This window comes from Propionivibrio soli (assembly GCF_025770765.1).
Lineage (GTDB): Bacteria > Pseudomonadota > Gammaproteobacteria > Burkholderiales > Rhodocyclaceae > Propionivibrio > Propionivibrio soli.
The window spans coordinates 74876-90186 of the sequence record NZ_JANZKY010000020.1; the positions used below are offsets into that span (position 1 = coordinate 74876).

Annotated in this window: 16 protein-coding genes and 1 pseudogene; 5 read left to right on the forward strand and 12 right to left on the reverse strand. The window is 60.9% G+C overall.

From position 1 onward, the window contains the following. Positions 1-113: 113 nt before the first annotated feature. Entirely contained in the window at positions 114-911 is a 798-nt protein-coding gene (locus tag NZ453_RS20235; RefSeq protein WP_263771418.1) for an outer membrane protein assembly factor BamD, read from the reverse strand. 1 nt (position 912) lies between these two features. Between NZ453_RS20235 and rluD the strand changes: the two genes are divergently transcribed. Both rluD and pgeF read left to right on the forward strand, forming a co-directional pair. Further along, a complete protein-coding gene (gene rluD / locus NZ453_RS20240) occupies positions 913-2061 on the forward strand; it encodes a 23S rRNA pseudouridine(1911/1915/1917) synthase RluD (RefSeq protein WP_420851671.1) in 1149 nt (382 codons plus the stop codon). After that, a complete protein-coding gene (pgeF, locus tag NZ453_RS20245; protein ID WP_263771421.1) occupies positions 2051-2797 on the forward strand; it encodes a peptidoglycan editing factor PgeF in 747 nt (248 codons plus the stop codon). Before rluD ends, pgeF begins: the two co-directional genes overlap by 11 nt. A 28-nt stretch (positions 2798-2825) precedes the next feature. Here pgeF and NZ453_RS20250 read toward each other — a convergent pair whose 3' ends face one another. The 6 genes from NZ453_RS20250 to dmeF form a co-directional block, all read right to left on the reverse strand. Further along, entirely contained in the window at positions 2826-3878 is a 1053-nt protein-coding gene (locus tag NZ453_RS20250) for a VWA domain-containing protein (protein WP_263771422.1), read from the reverse strand. Continuing rightward, on the reverse strand, positions 3875-4867 hold the full coding sequence (locus NZ453_RS20255; protein ID WP_263771423.1) for a DUF58 domain-containing protein: 993 nt from the start codon (positions 4865-4867) through the stop codon (positions 3875-3877). The genes NZ453_RS20250 and NZ453_RS20255 overlap by 4 nt, the downstream gene beginning before the upstream one ends. Next, complete coding sequence (locus tag NZ453_RS20260; protein WP_263771424.1) at positions 4833-5861, reverse strand: AAA family ATPase; 1029 nt, start codon at positions 5859-5861, stop codon at positions 4833-4835. The genes NZ453_RS20255 and NZ453_RS20260 overlap by 35 nt, the downstream gene beginning before the upstream one ends. 26 nt (positions 5862-5887) lie before the next feature. Next, positions 5888-6712 (reverse strand): S1C family serine protease, encoded by an 825-nt coding sequence (locus NZ453_RS20265; RefSeq protein ID WP_263771425.1) that lies wholly within the window; start codon positions 6710-6712, stop codon positions 5888-5890. Between the two features lie 373 nt (positions 6713-7085). Next, positions 7086-7937, reverse strand: coding sequence for a PEP-CTERM sorting domain-containing protein (locus NZ453_RS20270; protein ID WP_263771426.1), 852 nt, complete (start codon positions 7935-7937; stop codon positions 7086-7088). 522 nt (positions 7938-8459) lie between these two features. Beyond that, positions 8460-9410: a CDF family Co(II)/Ni(II) efflux transporter DmeF gene (dmeF, locus tag NZ453_RS20275; protein ID WP_263771427.1), complete on the reverse strand. Its 951-nt coding sequence runs from the start codon at positions 9408-9410 to the stop codon at positions 8460-8462. 73 nt (positions 9411-9483) lie between these two features. On the opposite strand from dmeF, the gene NZ453_RS20280 reads away from it, so the two are divergent. Next, positions 9484-9759, forward strand: a complete 276-nt coding sequence (locus tag NZ453_RS20280; protein ID WP_263771428.1) for a metal/formaldehyde-sensitive transcriptional repressor — start codon at positions 9484-9486, stop codon at positions 9757-9759. A 283-nt stretch (positions 9760-10042) separates the two neighbouring features. Here the strand turns inward: NZ453_RS20280 and NZ453_RS20285 are convergent. After that, positions 10043-10624 (reverse strand): annotated as a pseudogene (locus tag NZ453_RS20285) (efflux RND transporter permease subunit); the annotation flags it as partial. Between the two features lie 107 nt (positions 10625-10731). On the opposite strand from NZ453_RS20285, the gene NZ453_RS20290 reads away from it, so the two are divergent. Beyond that, a complete protein-coding gene (locus tag NZ453_RS20290; protein ID WP_263771429.1) occupies positions 10732-11409 on the forward strand; it encodes a heavy metal response regulator transcription factor in 678 nt (225 codons plus the stop codon). Beyond that, entirely contained in the window at positions 11406-12806 is a 1401-nt protein-coding gene (locus NZ453_RS20295; protein ID WP_263771430.1) for a heavy metal sensor histidine kinase, read from the forward strand. Before NZ453_RS20290 ends, NZ453_RS20295 begins: the two co-directional genes overlap by 4 nt. Positions 12807-12909: 103 nt before the next feature. Here the strand turns inward: NZ453_RS20295 and NZ453_RS20300 are convergent, their stop codons facing one another. The 4 genes from NZ453_RS20300 to NZ453_RS20315 form a co-directional block, all read right to left on the reverse strand. Beyond that, the gene (locus NZ453_RS20300; RefSeq protein WP_263771431.1) at positions 12910-13740 is read right to left on the reverse strand and encodes an anti-sigma factor family protein; all 831 of its coding nucleotides are present in this window, start codon (positions 13738-13740) and stop codon (positions 12910-12912) included. Next, a complete protein-coding gene (locus NZ453_RS20305; RefSeq protein WP_263771432.1) occupies positions 13737-14246 on the reverse strand; it encodes an RNA polymerase sigma factor in 510 nt (169 codons plus the stop codon). Before NZ453_RS20305 ends, NZ453_RS20300 begins: the two co-directional genes overlap by 4 nt. A gap of 18 nt (positions 14247-14264) precedes the next feature. Continuing rightward, on the reverse strand, positions 14265-14654 hold the full coding sequence (locus tag NZ453_RS20310; protein ID WP_263771433.1) for a COG4315 family predicted lipoprotein: 390 nt from the start codon (positions 14652-14654) through the stop codon (positions 14265-14267). 289 nt (positions 14655-14943) lie between these two features. Continuing rightward, on the reverse strand, positions 14944-15311 hold a 368-nt coding region (locus NZ453_RS20315; protein WP_263772739.1), incomplete at its 5' end, for a MerR family DNA-binding protein.

Below are 15311 nucleotides of genomic sequence, written 5' to 3' on the forward strand. Positions count from 1 at the left end.
TGGGCGCCGTGTACTGACAAAAAAAGTGGTGGTCGATCGAACCGGCCACCACGTTCAGACACCGTTTTTGCGCCCGCCACCAAGTGTCGGGCACATCTATCACGACCCGCGATTTACCACAATCGCCACCACGCTTCCTTGGCCTGCTCCAGACCGCGCGTGTAATAGACACTATTGGGGAAATTCTTGCGCATGACACGCTCGGCGTCGTCGCGCAGATCGTTCATTCCCATCAGATCGTATGCTTTGACCATAATGAAGAGCGCCTCTTCGATCGCCGGTGCTTCCGGGTAGTTCTGAATCGCGAACTGAGCGCGATTGGTGGCTGCCACGTAGGCGCCACGCTTCATGTAGTAGCGCGCGACGTGTACTTCGAGCAGCGCCAGCGAATTGACGAGGTATTTCATGCGCAGGACGGCGTCCGGCGTGTACTTGCTTTCCGGGAACTTCGTCACCAGTTCGCGAAAGGCCTCGAACGATTCGCGGGCGCCTTTCGGGTCGCGTTCGGTCATGTCCTGATGGCTGACGTGGCCGAGCAAGCCCAGGTCTTCATTGAAGTTGATCAGGCCGCGCAGGTAGTACATGTAGTCCACGTTCGGATGGTTCGGATGCAGCTTGATGAAGCGTTCACAAGCCGCCAGCGCCGACGCGGTTTCCTTGTCCTTATAGTAGGCGTAGGCAATGTCCATCTGGGCCTGCTGCGCGAAGCGGCCGTAGGGGTAGCGGGACTCGAGCTTCTCGAAATACTTCACCGATTTGTCGTACGCTCCTTCATCGAGCGCCTGTTTGGCCTCGGAATACAGCCGATTAGCCGACCAGCCGACCGTTTCGTCCTTCACTTCGGGCAGTAATCCGCAACCGCCGAGGAGCGTGGAGACTAAAAGCGCTGCGATAACCGCTAAACTACGCATGATGAGAGTTCCGCAAAAGAAAACCGAGGGCCTTGCGCCACAGGCTTCCGACCTGAGCCACGAAAAGCGCGACGATTATAGCGCAAACGAAAGGCTGACCCTGACCGTGCCGGCGGCGTGCGCCGGGTTACGCCTCGACCAGGCGCTTGCCCAATTACGGCCGCAGCATTCGCGTAGCCGGCTACAGAATTGGATACGTGAAGGGCGAGTCAGCGTCGGTGGCGTGGCAGTCTGCGAGCCGAAACACAAGCTGTGGGGCGGCGAGACGATCGATTTGATCGAGGGACCCGACGAGCATGCCGAGTCCTCGGCACCCGAAGATATTGCGCTCGACATCGTGTTCGAGGACGAAGCGCTTATCGTGATCGACAAGCCCGCCGGCCTCGTCGTTCATCCGGGCAACGGCAACCGCCACGGCACCTTGCTCAACGCCTTGCTCTTCCATGCACCGGCGCTCAAGAACATTCCGCGCGCCGGCATCGTTCATCGGCTCGATAAGGACACCACAGGACTGATGGTGGTGGCAAAGACGCTTGAGGCTCAGACCAATCTCGTGCGCCAACTCCAGGCGAGGACCGTGAAACGTTACTATCAGGCCTTGGTGCGCGGGAACCTTGAACGGGGAGGAAGCGTCGATGCACCCATCGGTCGGCACCCGACGCAGCGTACCCGCATGGCCGTTGTGCGCACGGGGAAACCGGCGCGAACCCATTACCGGATCGTCGAACGTTTCCTGGATTGCACCCTCGTCGAATGCGCGTTGGAAACCGGAAGAACGCACCAGATCCGTGTGCACATGGCGCACATTGGACACCCCCTGGTCGGCGACCCGGTCTACGGAGGGGGCGCGAGTCGTGTGCCGCGCGGTCCCGAGTTCCATCGCCAGGCTTTGCATGCCCGAAAGTTGGGGCTGATTCATCCGATAACCGCAAAATCGATGCAGTGGCGTTCGGAGTTGCCCGACGATATGAGCGAATTGATCGAGGTGGCGCGTTCACTCGCCTTTGAGGCTCGCTTAGCCGCCGAAGCGGCTGCCGAGGAATGGGAGGACGAGTTCGAGGACGGCCCAGAAATCATTTACGCCTACGGAGACGAAGGCGCGCAGGCTGACGATACCGACGACATTGACGACGAAGACGATGTCGAATAGCCACTGGATCGAGCCCGATTGGCCGGCACCTGAACGCGTCCGTGCTCTGATTACTACTCGCCAGGGTGGCGTGAGCGAGGGACCGTACGCCAGCCTCAATCTCGGCCTGCATGTTGGTGACGATCCGCTTGCCGTTGCCGAGAATCGTAGGAGAGTGTTGGCAGCGCCTGGCGTTCCGGCCATATGGCTCAACCAGGTTCACGGTATTCGAGTGGTCGATGCCGCCGCTCTCGACAAAACAGCTCCGGCCCCGGACGCCGATGCGGCTTTCTCGCGTCAGCCCGGTTCGGCCTGCGCCGTGATGACGGCCGATTGCCTGCCAGTTCTGTTTTGTAGCGCCGACGGCCATGTCGTCGCGGCGGCGCATGCCGGTTGGCGGGGGCTGTTGGCCGGGGTGCTGGAGGCGACGGTGGTGGCGATGGCGACAGGCGGAAAGGAAATCCTTGCTTATCTTGGGCCGGCCATTGGTCCCAGGGCATTTGAGGTGGGCGACGAGGTGCGCGCTGCATTCATCGCCCGAGATCCGTCTGCTTCAACCGCTTTCACACCGGGAGTTCCCGGAAAATGGTTTGCCGACATCTACCTCTTGGCCCGCCAGCGTTTGGCACAGGTCGGCGTGGTCCGCGCCTACGGCGGGGACTATTGCACCGTCACGGAAGCCGAGCGCTTCTTTTCCTATCGGCGGGATGGGCAGACGGGGCGCATGGCTTCAATGATCTGGTTAGCGCCAACGTGACGGCGCTATCGGGTACAACGGCCACTTCCTACAGTACTCTGCCAAACCACCAAAGCGAGAGGAATACGGCGATCGTTGCCAGTAGCGCGCCGGCTGCCGCAAAGAGCGCGCTCACTTCGGTCTGTTTCTTCTCGAAAGCGATGCGCGCGTTGAGCGATTGGTAGATTTTCTTTAAATCGACCGCATTGCCCGCGTAGAAGTACTCGCCACGCGTCATTTCTGCGACACGTTTCAGGCTTTCCTCGTCCAGCCGGACGCGCATCGACCAGCCTTCGAACCCGATCGTTTCACCTTCCTTGGTACCCACGCCCACCGTATAGACCCGTACGCCCCGATCCGCCGCCATGCGCGCGGCATCGACGGCATCCGGGCCGGTCGTTCGCTGACCGTCGCTGAGCAGAATGATGGCCGCCGAGGCATTCGAGCCTGGAGCGACGGGCTTGAATGGCTCCTTCGGTTTACCGGGTTCGCCAATCGGGCCGCTACGGCTCTCGTCCTGCTTCGAGCGCCCGTAGATGAACTGGCCGACATCGATCCCGGCGTCCGGAAACAGCGTCGCCAGGGCGACGATCAGGCCGCTTCCCGTGGCGGTACCCCGCTGTAGCTGAAAGCGATCGATGGCCGCCACGAGATCTTCGCGGGAAAGCGTCGGTGCCTGTACCACGGACGCCGTGGCCGCGAACGCGACGACCCCGACCTTGGTTCGCGATGGAAGCTCGGCGACGAAAGACTTTGCCGCGGCTTGCGCCGCCTGCAAGCGATTAGGTTGCACGTCGGCGGCGCGCATGCTGCCGGAGACGTCCATGGCGAGAATGATCGTTTCCTGCTGCGTGGGCAGCGTCACCGTCGCGATTGGGCGCGCTGCCGCGAGCAGCACGGCGGCCAACGCGAGCAGCATCAACACTGGCGGAACGTGTCTTCGGATATGGCTGCCGGCGCCGATGGCCGCCCGCACAAGATCAAGATTCGCGTAACGGACGGCCGCCCGTTTGCGGCGCCGCAGAATGAAGATGTAGAGGACTACAAGCAATGGCAGGGCGAGCAGAAACCACAACATCAACGGCCATTCGAACGTCATCATCGCCGCACCTCGGTTGCTTGGCCGGCGCTGGCCGGCTGGGGATTTGCGATCGGCTGGATATGGGCGGGCAGTCCGCCACCGGACGAGGCACGGCTGCGTAGCTCGCGCAGGTCGGCAAATCGGAGCAGGGCGTCGAGGAGATCGCCTTCGGTGGACAGTTCGAGTGCATCGACGTTAGCATCGGCAAAGCGATTCCTCAGTATCACCTCGCGTTCCTCGGCGAGCTCAGCAAAACGCCTCCGGAACCGGCGATCATGGGTGTCGACGGTCAGCTGTTGTCCACTCTCGGCATCTTCGAAGAGTAGCATTCCGAGATCCGGAAGATCGTGTTCAAGCGGGTCGGAGAGCCGTACGGCAATTACCTCATGCCGCCTTGCGAGTTGACCGAGCGGCTTTTCCCAACCCGGCGTGCTGATGAAATCGGAGATCACGAAGACCAGCGAGCGACGCGGTACGATACGGTCGGCGTGCACAAGCAGCGTTCCGAGTTGGGTCGGCGATGGCGTGACCACCGGTCGCGTGGTTAACGTGTGCAGGATGCGCAGCACCTGCTGACGCCCGCTACGCGCGGGAATTACCGTGTCAACGCTGTTGCCATAGCATAAGGCGCCGACCCGGTTCCCGTGTCGCGTCAACAAGCGTGCGAGTACGCCCACGAATTCAGCCGACACGGCCTGCTTCTTGACCCGCGCACCGAAGTCGACAGATGCGGAAAGGTCGAGGAGAAACCAGGCAGTGAGGTCGCGATCCTCGTTGAATTCCCTGACGTACGGCATTTGCATGCGAGCGGTGACATTCCAGTCGATGTGGCGCACGTCGTCGTGGTACTGATACTCGCGCAGATCGGCGAGGTCCAGACCAGGGCCGCGGAAAAAGCTCCGGTAGTCGCCATGCAACAGCCCATCAAGACGGCGGATTACCGTCCACTCGAGCCTCAAGAGCAGTTGCTCGGCGTCAGGCCGGGACGCTGGCTCGTTCGGCGGTTGCATGAGGGGCAAGCGCCTTCGCGGGCGCGGGGATGTGCTGCATCAAGCGGGCGATCGCGGCGTCGGCCGTAACTCCGTCGGCGAGTGCCTGATAGGAGAGCACCAGCCGGTGACGAAGTACGTCGGGAACGATGGCGGTCATGTCTTCGGGTAGAACATAGTCTCGGCCGCGCAGGAAGGCGAGCGCGCGCGCGCCCTCAACGAGACAAATGGTCGCCCGCGGGCTGGCGCCGAAAGTAAACCACGGTTCGAGTTCGGGGAGGCCGTAACGCGCGGGTTCGCGTGTGGCGCAAACCAGGCGCACGGCGTATTGCACGAGAGCCGGTTCGACAAAGCTGCGCCGGCATTCGGCTTGTAGCGCCGCCAGTTGTTCGGTCGTGGCGATGGCCGAGATGACCGGAGCCTCGCCAGTTACCCGCTGGGCGATTACGAATTCCTCTTCCGGTGTTGGATAGCCGACGAGGACTTTCATCATGAAGCGGTCGACCTGAGCTTCGGGCAGTGGGTAGGTCCCCTCCGTCTCGATCGGGTTCTGCGTCGCCATGACCAGGAAGGGGGCTGGCAGGACATGAGTTTCGCCGGCGATCGTCACCTGTCTTTCTTGCATCACCTCGAGTAGCGCACTCTGCACTTTGGCCGGAGCGCGGTTGATCTCGTCGGCCAAAAGCAGGTGCGTAAAGACCGGCCCGAGCGTCGTCGAGAACTCGCCGGTCTTCTGGTTGTAGATGCGGTTACCGACCAGGTCTGCCGGTACGAGGTCGGGGGTGAACTGAATGCGCCTGAATCCGCCGTTGATCGTCTGAGCCAGCGTCTTCACCGTCAGCGTCTTGGCGAGACCGGGAACGCCCTCGACGAGCAGGTGACCTTGCGCCAGGATCGCTACCATGACCCGCTCCAGGAAAGCGTCTTGGCCGACGATCAGCTTTTTGACCTCGTACAACACCTGTTCCATCAAAGTGGCGACGTCGCCACGAGTCGTCAGCTCTTTCGTTTCCATGTCTCTTCCTGGAGAGGTTAGCCGGTTCAGAACGGATGCACGCCGACAGCAGCGGCGGCATTCTCGATCGGCACGGCAAAAGCGAGTCCGACGAAAAAGCCTCGTTGCAGCGGATTGAGGATTGCCGTGACGATGCCGAGGACTTCGCCCTGCGAATTCACCAACGGGCCACCGGAGTTGCCCGGATTCGCCGCGGCGTCGAACTGGATAAGGTTGCTCAGTACGCGTTGCCCGCCCGTCGACCGGAACTCACGCTTAAGGCCGGACACGACACCAGCAGACGCCGAGGGGCCAAAACCGAAGGGGAAGCCCACGGCAACGACTTCGTCCCCCGGGCGCAGGTCGCCGGTCGTGACGAGGGTTGCCGGTTGCAGATCGTCTGGTAATTTCTGGGCTTGCAGCACAGCGAGATCGTTGTCGGCGTCGACACCGGCGATGGCTGCTTCCGATTCTGTGCCGTCGGCGAACGTAACCGTGATGCGGCTCGTCCCTGAGACGACGTGCAGGTTGGTGAGGATCGCGCCCTTTTCGGTGATCACCACACCCGTACCGATGGATGCCCCTTCGCTTTCGCCCGCGTCTTTTGCCTTGCCGGTCTTCTTTCCGACCGGTTTGCCGGCCGGGTCGGGCAGCGATCCCGTCGCTTCCGGATGGTTCGCGCCGACGACGCGGACGACCGACGGCCGGATCGCTTCAAATGCTTTTGCAGATTGGGCCGGCAATGGCTTCTCCTCAAGGGAACGCCTTACCGCCTGATCGATGTGTTCCTGGGTGATCACCATCGCCGCAGGCTCCGCGAGTTGCCGCTGCAAGAGCCCACCACACACTCCGGCGACACCTACGGCGAGCAAGATCAACGGAATCCGGTAACCCGTAGTGAACCGAGCGAACCTTTTCCGCCAAGCGCGTTTGTCAGGCACGCTTTCATCAGTAAGAGGGAGTGCCGGGGCATCGGGGATGGCCGCGCGGCTCCGGGTAGAACGGCTATATAGCGCGGCTCGTTTCATACGTTCCTCGCGATCGGTGCTGTGGCGACAAGACACGAACCGGCACATGTCTCAAAGGCTTATGTGCCGCGAAGATTTGATCAACAAAGCGTTCGCCAAGTTTCAACGTAGAACAAAATCGATCTGCGGCAAGGCGTGTGACTTCAACAAAGCAGGCAGGTGTAAACAAAGAAAGCCGCCTTGCGGCGGCTTTCAGGTTTTCGATTACGGTGGCTAGTTAAGCGCTACGCCTACGGCGGATTACCCCCAGACCGATAATCCCAACCGCCAGGAGAGCCAGCGATCCGGGCTCCGGAACCCCGTTTTCGCAAGCCGGCGTACCGGGAACGCCGCATACTGGGGTGAGGCCAGCCGTGAACCAGGTCTTGTGGTACGCAACGGCATTGTTAAGGCCAGCGGTAGTCGATCCCTGCAGGACCACGCCGTTACCTTGCCCGTCGCCGAAACCAACCGCTGCCGTCTGGCTGGTGCCCGTGGCTTCCCAAGGCATTCCAAGCCAGAAGAAACCGATCGCGCCTTCCCCGCTCGGAATGTCGTAGCCGGAACCGCGAACGACCATCTGGAACGTGTTCAGCTTATCGCCGCGGTCGTTGTAGTAGCCGACGTGATCCCAGGTCAGGATTGTTTGATTCGGGGTGTCCTGACGAATATGCAGCACACCGCTCAACGGGTTGCGCGTGTCGACGTCGCCGAACCAAATCGAAATCGTCGGGAACGTCGCACCAATCGGGCCGTTGGGAACGTAACCCGAGTTACCGCCAGAGAAACTGATGTTGCCGTTGTTGTTGGCGTAGAAACTTGTGTAGTTGTTACCAAAGAAAGAGAGCGTGTAGCCAAAGTTGATCGGTCCGCTGAAACCATCATCGTTGCGGCCGGAAGGGTTTCCTGCGCCATTGGCGTTTCCACCCCCTGTCATGACGACGACAGACCCGATGCCTCCACCGATCGTATCGGTATAGAGCTGAGTGCTGGGTGTGAGCGACGCTTGCGGGAAGTATTCGATTGCGGCGTGTGCCGGGGCAATCAGGGCAGCAAGCGCGATGGCGGAAACGTACTTATGGAACTTCATGATGATTCTCCACTTATTGTTGAACTTGTGAGCAGAACCGGCGGTAAGCCTCGTTGTTCTGTGCCGCTCTAAGCACGTTTTGTGCCGATAAAATAACGTATTGAACTTAAAGTTTTTTTCTTCGATTGATTTCAGCTTGCGTTAACTTGTGTAAAGCTATCCGACGCACGGTAGGGGGGGCCACAAAGGTGTGATCAGGCGCAAGGGATTCCAGAGAAGACTTTCCTGAGGGCCGAGTGGATGAGCGGACACTGTGAAGGTGCTCACCATGGCGATGGGCGTGTACTTCGTGTTCTCTGAGAAAGTCGAAACCGGAGCTGTGTCGAGCGCGGTGACTTGTGAGGAAAAATTGGGAAGGCCCTAGCAAACAATCCCGCTAGGTGCGGCGGCATCCATTGGGTATGTGGGCTGTTCCGCCAGGAGGCGAGCCACAAGCGGTTCTTGAGCAAGAGCACCGCGAAGCACCATGTTTCCGCAATTGCACGTTGCGTCTCGTTCCGTGTCGTTTTTTCCAAACGACGTTTAAGCAAGGTTATCTAGGTGATTCACCTCGATGGAAATGTGAACGAGTTCTTCATGTACGCTGAGCAACCGCTTGAAGTCGTTCGGGGAGAGGTTGCCGGAGGTGAGTAAGGAGAGGATGCAGGCGTACTTTCCTTTGCCAACTCGCCAGATATGCAAATCGCAGATGGATGTCTCGGACGGGGCTGCGGCGATAACTTCACGGACTTCGTCTACGACCGGTGCATCCATTTCGGCGTCGAGCAGCACGCGCCCGGAATCGCGCAGCAGACCGTACGCCCACACGGCGACCAGCACTGATCCGACAATACCCATGGCCGGGTCGAGCCAACCGGCTCGCCATAACTTTCCACCACAGAGCGCCACGATCGCCAGGACCGACGTCGCGGCGTCGGCGATGACGTGGACGTAAGCCGCACGCAGGTTCAGATCGTGGTGACGATGCTCGTGTTCGCTTGACGCGCCGTGTCCGTGGTGGTGATGCTCATGGTGGTGACCACCACGGAGTAGCCAGGCGCAAGCAAGGTTGACGAGCAGGCCAACGATTGCAATGACGATTGCTTGGTCGTAATGAATCGGTTTGGGTTCGATCAGTCGCTCGACCGATTGATACAGCATGAGGAATGCGATCCCGACCAGCAACAGCGCGCTCGTATAGCTACCCAGGATTTCGATCTTCCAGGTACCGAAAGCGAAACGGTCGTCACTCGCGAAACGCCGAGCCGCGCTGTAGGCAAGAACCGACAGGCCGAGCGCGAGCGCGTGCGAACTCATGTGCCAGCCGTCGGCGACAAGGGCCATCGAGTTGAACCACCAGCCGCCAGCAATCTCGGCCACCATCATTATCGCCGTCAAGACAACGGCCCATCGCGTATTGCGTTCGGCGAGCGGGTCACCCTCATCGAATATGTGCGAGTGAGACCAGTGCTGGATGGAAGCGGCGGCAGACATGAGAGACCCTTGCTGTAGCGTTAAGATGATAGGGGAAATATACTATACCCCAGTACCGTACCGAGAAACGCCGATGCCGCATACCATCAAGGACAAGAGACACCTGTTGAGCCGCGTCCGCCGCATCAAGGGGCAGACGGAGGCGCTCGAGAAAGCGCTCGAGAAGGAAACGGAATGTGCTGCCATCCTGCAGCAGATTGCAGCTATTCGCGGGGCAGTCAGCGGCCTCATGGTTGAAGTGCTCGAGGGGCACATGCGCGAACACCTGGGGCCGAATGCCGTATCCGCTGAACAACGGGATGCCGACCTGGAACAAGTCGTCAAGGTGCTACGTTCTTATCTCAGATGAATGTGCATCGAGCCACCGCGGGAGGGTTGATCGCGTAAGACGGCTTCGGCGCAGGTAGCGAAGAATTGCCGAAGCTCTCTGTTGTTCCGCGGAGAGTCCCGTTCGCGGATTTCGCACCGTGCCCCTTGTGCGGGGATGGTCACGCAGGCAAGGCTGCAACGGCGCCGCGGAGTTGCAGCCAGTCGCTGACAACAGGATCTTGTTACCAGTACTGGCGCTTCTCAAAAAGGCGAGCGTGCGGCACTAAGTTGTCTGCGACTCCGCCCGGTCGCGACAGGCTGACTCAGTTTTCGAGATTCCGCTTTAGCCGCCACCGTTTGACCAGCGCGTAGATCGCTGGAATGACGGCCAGCGTAAGAACGGTTGACGACACCATGCCGCCGACCATGGGCGCCGCGATCCGGCTCATCACTTCGCTGCTCGGGCCGGAGCCCTACATGATCGGCAAAAGGCCGGCAATGATGGCAACGACCGTCATCATTCTCGGTCGCACGCGCTCTACAGCGCCTTCCATGATGGCACCATAGAGGTCGCCGACGCTCGCTGCCTGGCCGGCGACCCGCCGTTTCTCCTTGGCTTCTTCCCACGCGTGGTCGAGATAGATCAGCATGATCACTCCGGTCTCGGCGGCGACGCCGGCGGGTGCGATGAACCCAACAGCCACGGCCACCGAGAGGTTGTATCCAAGCGCCCACATCAGCCAGATGCCGCCGACGAGAGCAAACGACACTGACAGCATCACGATCAGCGTTTCCGTTAGGCGCCGTAAGTTAAGGTAGAGCAGCAGGAAGATCGCCAGCTGTGTGACGGGTGCGGCGACCTTCATTTTCTAGATAGCCCATTCCATGTTCTCGAATTGCCCGCTCCGGAGACCTACAGAAAGCTGACGGGAAGATTGCATTCTCGTAATCTTCGCCCTGCGGCGGTTGCGGGGAGCAAGATGTGCCGCCGAGGGACAAAAAGGAGATGGCAATGAAGATCCTGGTCGTCGAAGACGAGGCGAAGACCGGAAGTTATTTGAAGCAGGGACTGGCCGAGGCAGGCTTCGTCGTTGACCTTGCACGCGACGGTGAAGATGGCCTGCACGACGCGCTGACCGTCGACTACGACCTTGTGATTCTCGACGTGATGCTTCCGCGGCTCGATGGCTGGAGCGTTTTGCGCGGCATACGGGCCGCGGGTAAGGGCATCCCGGTGCTTTTTCTGACGGCGCGCGATCATGTCGATGACCGCGTGCATGGGCTTGAGCTCGGTGCCGATGACTACCTCGTCAAACCCTTTGCTTTCTCCGAGCTGTTGGCACGGGTGCGTACGCTGCTGCGGCGTGGCAACCGGGCCAAGGAGGCGGAGGTACTCCGCGCCGCCGATCTCGAACTCGATCTCTTACGCCGCCGAGTGACGCGTGCGGGTAAACGCATCGAATTGACGGCAAAAGAATTTTTGCTGCTTGAACTGTTGTTGCGCCGACAGGGCGAAGTGTTGCCCCGTTCGCTCATCGCGTCGCAGGTGTGGGATATGAACTTCGACAGCGATACCAACGTCATCGAGGTGGCCATGCGTCGCTTGCGCGCAAAGATGGATGACGAATTCGAACCGAAGCTGATCCGTACCGTGCGCGGTATGGGGTATGTGTTGGAGGCAGCGGGGTGAGGCCCGTCCGGGGTATGTCGATCACCCTGCGCCTGACGGCCCTTTTCGCCGTGGGCTCGACAATTGTGCTGCTCGTTCTCGGTTATCTGATCGGCGGCTCAGTCGAGCGGCACTTCGAGGAGCAGGACCTCGATGTGCTGATAGGCAAACTCAAGCTGACGCAGCGCATGTTGGAGAAGGTGCGAAGCTCGGCAGACCTCGACCATCTGGCACAGCAGCTTGACGACTCTCTTGTCGGGCACGAGGGGCTCGCGGTCGTGGTCAAGATTCCGAACGATCAGTTGATCTTTGCGACGAGCGGCGCGGATTTCCCCCGAGCCCTCCTGGAGAAACCACTGAGTGAATCCGAGGCGTTGCGTCCGGTCGTTTGGCAGGCGGATAGCGGACGTCCATTCCGCGGCGTGGTGGTACGTACCGGGACCGGCATCGAAGGCGCGCCGCAGGCGATTGTTGGCGTGGCGATCGATATTTCGCACCATCGGCATTTCATGGCTTCGTTCCGCGTCACGTTATGGTCGTTTGTTGCTTTTGCCGCGGTCCTGACGGGATTCCTTGGTTGGTTGGCAGTCCGTCGCGGGTTGGCTCCGCTACAAGCCATCCGGAAGGAAGCGGCAGCGGTTACGGCGCATCGGCTGGACGCGCGCATCGCCGAGGAATCGGTACCGGCCGAACTGGCCGATCTGGCACGGACGCTCAACGACATGTTGTCGCGCTTGGAAGCCTCTTTCCGCCGGCTTTCCGATTTTTCTTCCGACCTTGCGCATGAGTTCCGGACGCCGGTCAGCAATCTGCTGACGCAAACGCAGGTGATGCTCTCGCGGCCGCGCTCCGTCGACGAATACCGCGACGTACTGGCTTCGAACGTCGAGGAATTTGAACGGCTGTCGCGGATGATTGCCGACATGCTCTTCATCGCCAAGGCCGATGAAGGACAAATTGTGCCGACGCGGGAAGCACTTTGCCTTGCGGGGCTGGTCGACGAACTCGCAGAGTTTCATCGTCTTGCCGCTGAAGACAAAGGAGTTGAACTGGCGTGCTCAGGCGACGGCGTCGCACTCGGCGATTCGCTGATGCTACGTCGCGCGATCAGCAACTTGCTCTCGAACGCGATCCGACATACGCCGCCAGGCGGGCGCGTGAGTGTGACAGTGCGAAGTCCCGGTGGTCGACGGGTGACCGTCGATATCGCAAACACGGGCGAGACGATTCCTCCGGAGCATCTGCCGCGGCTGTTCGATCGCTTCTATCGGGCCGATCCTGCGCGCAGCGGCGATGGCGGACAGTCGGGTCTCGGCCTGGCGATCGTCAAATCGATCGCCGAGGCTCACGGGGGGAGCGTGAGCGTCGTGTCTGAGGAAGGAGTCACCCGCTTTACATTGACCCTGGCGACCGCCTAGAAAGGTTGCAGGGCGATCGCACATGTCTTGCCGAACCCATGGCGCCGAACGCTTGGATGGGCACCGTCCGGTTCTTGGCCGAAGACCGGGTTTTGTGCTCCGTCTACTGTCTCTCAAGCTGGTCGTACACGGCGCTCGCCACGCGCCCGAGCTCGTCTTTGCCAATCGTCGCCGATAGTGCGTAGCCGAACTTGCCGTCGACCCAGTAGAAGACGTTGACCTTGCCTTCTTGGGCGAAGCGGAACGCCGTTTCCCGGTTGGTTACGTTTTCGGTGGAAACGTACAGCGTAAGCCGCTGGCCGGTTGCATCCTGATACATGAACTGGGCAACCGGGGCCGCATTGCCCGGCAGCAAACGCCCGCCGACGAGTTCATAACCGAGCCCGCCGAGTTTCGGCGCCTTCACCTGCGCCCCGATGCGCTTCGAGAGCCAGGTAACCAATTGTTCTTCCTGGTCGCCGCGCACCTCTACCGGCCGGCGCACGTCCGGCGAATAAACGGCGTGTGCGACGGCCGCCTGTCGTGGCAAAGGAACCACGGCCGCGAGGCTTGGAGTTGGCGCATATCTGTCGCGCGCAAACCAGCCCGTGGCGCCGCCAATTGCCGCCACGAGAACGGCGGCGGCGATGCGTTGCCACCATTCGTACCGCCGTCGCGAACCTGACATCGCGCGCCAGCCGGCGGCGATCCCCTGCGGCGATTCGGGGTTCGGAGGGGAAGTGAGGCGACGCAGGTTTTCGGGGAGCGGCTCCTCTAGAACCGGGTCGAACAACGCCTTCAACGCGCGTTTCTGTGCCGCGTATTCCCGCATCCGGTCGGCGTCTCCGGGGTGCCTACGGAGAAAGCGTTCAACCCGCTCATGGTCCGCTTTCGGCAGTTCGCCGTCGACGTAGGCATGCAGGTCGCTCTCAGTAATTTGCGTGCGCGGACTCATTTGACGACTCGCAAATGCGTCACGGAATCTCCCGGCTTCCCGGCCAGAATCTGGCGTAAACGCTCGCGTCCACGGGCCAGGCGGGACATCACGGTTCCAACCGGGAGTTGGAGAAGTGTTGCAACGTCCGAATAACTCATATCTTCAAGAGCGACCAGCAACATGATCTCGCGTTGTTCTTCGGGAAGTCTATTGAGCGCGACGTCGAGGTCGAGCATTTCAAGGCGATCACTCTGTGTGGCGCGCACCGGGACATCGTGCGCACCTTCTTCGATCGGCTGCACAGGTATCGCGGCTCGCCGCAGCTGATCGACCCGGAGGTTATGCATGATACCGAACAGCCAGGCTCGAAGATCGCTACCGGAGCGCCATTGACTGCTACGCGCCCAGGCGCGCTCCAGCGTATCCTGAACCAGATCGTCGGCGGCCGAACGATCGCCGAGCAGCGCCCGCGCGTAGCGGCGCAGGCGCGGAATCTCGGCTTCGAGCGCTCGGCTGTCTACCATCGGTGCAGGCAGAGGCGATCAGGGTTTGGCCACTTGCCAAACGTTATTGACGCCATCTCCGGTCTTGTCGCCCGGTTTCTGATCCTTGACCCAGAAATACAACGGTTTGCCCTTGTAAGCCCATTGTTTGCTACCGTCGTCGCGGGTGACGACGCTGAAGTTGCCGTCGTTCATGCCATCTGCATTGGCCTTCAGCGGCGGCCAGTTCTTCGCACACGCGTCGTTGCATGTACTCTTGTTGCTCCCCGCGACGTCGCGGTCGAAGGTGTATAAGGTCATGCCGTTGGTGCCGGTCAGGATGCCGTCCCCGACGACCGCCGGGGCCTCCGCGGCATGGGAAATCGTTCCAGCGAGAGCAAACAGGGAAACGCAAACGACGTACGCGGCTTTCGAAATACGGTTTTTCACGGTGGCCTCCTTCGGTTGGTACGGTGGGTGACTGGGGATTGCACCTGGTAAACGCATCCCGATCCCGATTTATTCCCGTTTGCCGGAAAAAACTCATGCGTAGACCGAGCGGCCCCGTGCACGTTCCTCCTACGGGAAGCAAGCAGTGAAGGCCGCTTGCTTCGTTCCGCGGTGTTCGGGCGAGAGAGTCAAGGGGAAGAAGCGGTAGCGGCCGATGAAGGCCGAGTGACGTGGCGAGTCCTTTGCACTCGGACAGGAGCGACGCGGGGAAATGAAACGGGGCTGGTGTTCAGCGGTTTCCGCCTGTCGCTGTCCCGTGGCAAACGCAGCCTTCCTGATGCGCGGCGGCGACGAGTTCGTGCAGGATGCCGCAGTCGCCCGCAAGATGCGTCGTGCCGCAACGTCCGCGCAACGCGGTGAGTTGTCGCTCGAGCGCTTGCAAACTTTGTAACCGGGCGCGGACGCGGTCGAGTTGTGCGTCGATCAAGCGATCGATATCCCCGCAATCACTTTCGGGACGGGCGACGAAGTCAAGCAGCCGGGAAATGTCGGCCAACCCGATGTCGAGTGCCCGGCAGTGGCGTATGAAGGCAAGACGTTCCACGTGCTCCGGGCCGTACGCCCGATAGCCATTGTCGTGTCGCCCGGGAACAGGCA

Bases quoted from the DNA above. Each gene is read 5' to 3' on its own strand.
- NZ453_RS20260 (WP_263771424.1), bottom strand. From the start codon at position 5,861: ATGGAAACGAAAGAGCTGACGACTCGTGGCGACGTCGCCACTTTGATG.
- NZ453_RS20255 (WP_263771423.1), bottom strand. From the start codon at position 4,867: ATGCAACCGCCGAACGAGCCAGCGTCCCGGCCTGACGCCGAGCAACTG.
- rluD (WP_420851671.1), top strand. From the start codon at position 913: ATGAGAGTTCCGCAAAAGAAAACCGAGGGCCTTGCGCCACAGGCTTCC.
- dmeF (WP_263771427.1), bottom strand. From the start codon at position 9,410: ATGTCTGCCGCCGCTTCCATCCAGCACTGGTCTCACTCGCACATATTC.
- pgeF (WP_263771421.1), top strand. From the start codon at position 2,051: ATGTCGAATAGCCACTGGATCGAGCCCGATTGGCCGGCACCTGAACGC.
- NZ453_RS20290 (WP_263771429.1), top strand. From the start codon at position 10,732: ATGAAGATCCTGGTCGTCGAAGACGAGGCGAAGACCGGAAGTTATTTG.
- NZ453_RS20235 (WP_263771418.1), bottom strand. From the start codon at position 911: ATGCGTAGTTTAGCGGTTATCGCAGCGCTTTTAGTCTCCACGCTCCTC.
- NZ453_RS20280 (WP_263771428.1), top strand. From the start codon at position 9,484: ATGCCGCATACCATCAAGGACAAGAGACACCTGTTGAGCCGCGTCCGC.
- NZ453_RS20300 (WP_263771431.1), bottom strand. From the start codon at position 13,740: ATGAGTCCGCGCACGCAAATTACTGAGAGCGACCTGCATGCCTACGTC.
- NZ453_RS20270 (WP_263771426.1), bottom strand. From the start codon at position 7,937: ATGAAGTTCCATAAGTACGTTTCCGCCATCGCGCTTGCTGCCCTGATT.
- NZ453_RS20250 (WP_263771422.1), bottom strand. From the start codon at position 3,878: ATGATGACGTTCGAATGGCCGTTGATGTTGTGGTTTCTGCTCGCCCTG.
- NZ453_RS20305 (WP_263771432.1), bottom strand. From the start codon at position 14,246: ATGGTAGACAGCCGAGCGCTCGAAGCCGAGATTCCGCGCCTGCGCCGC.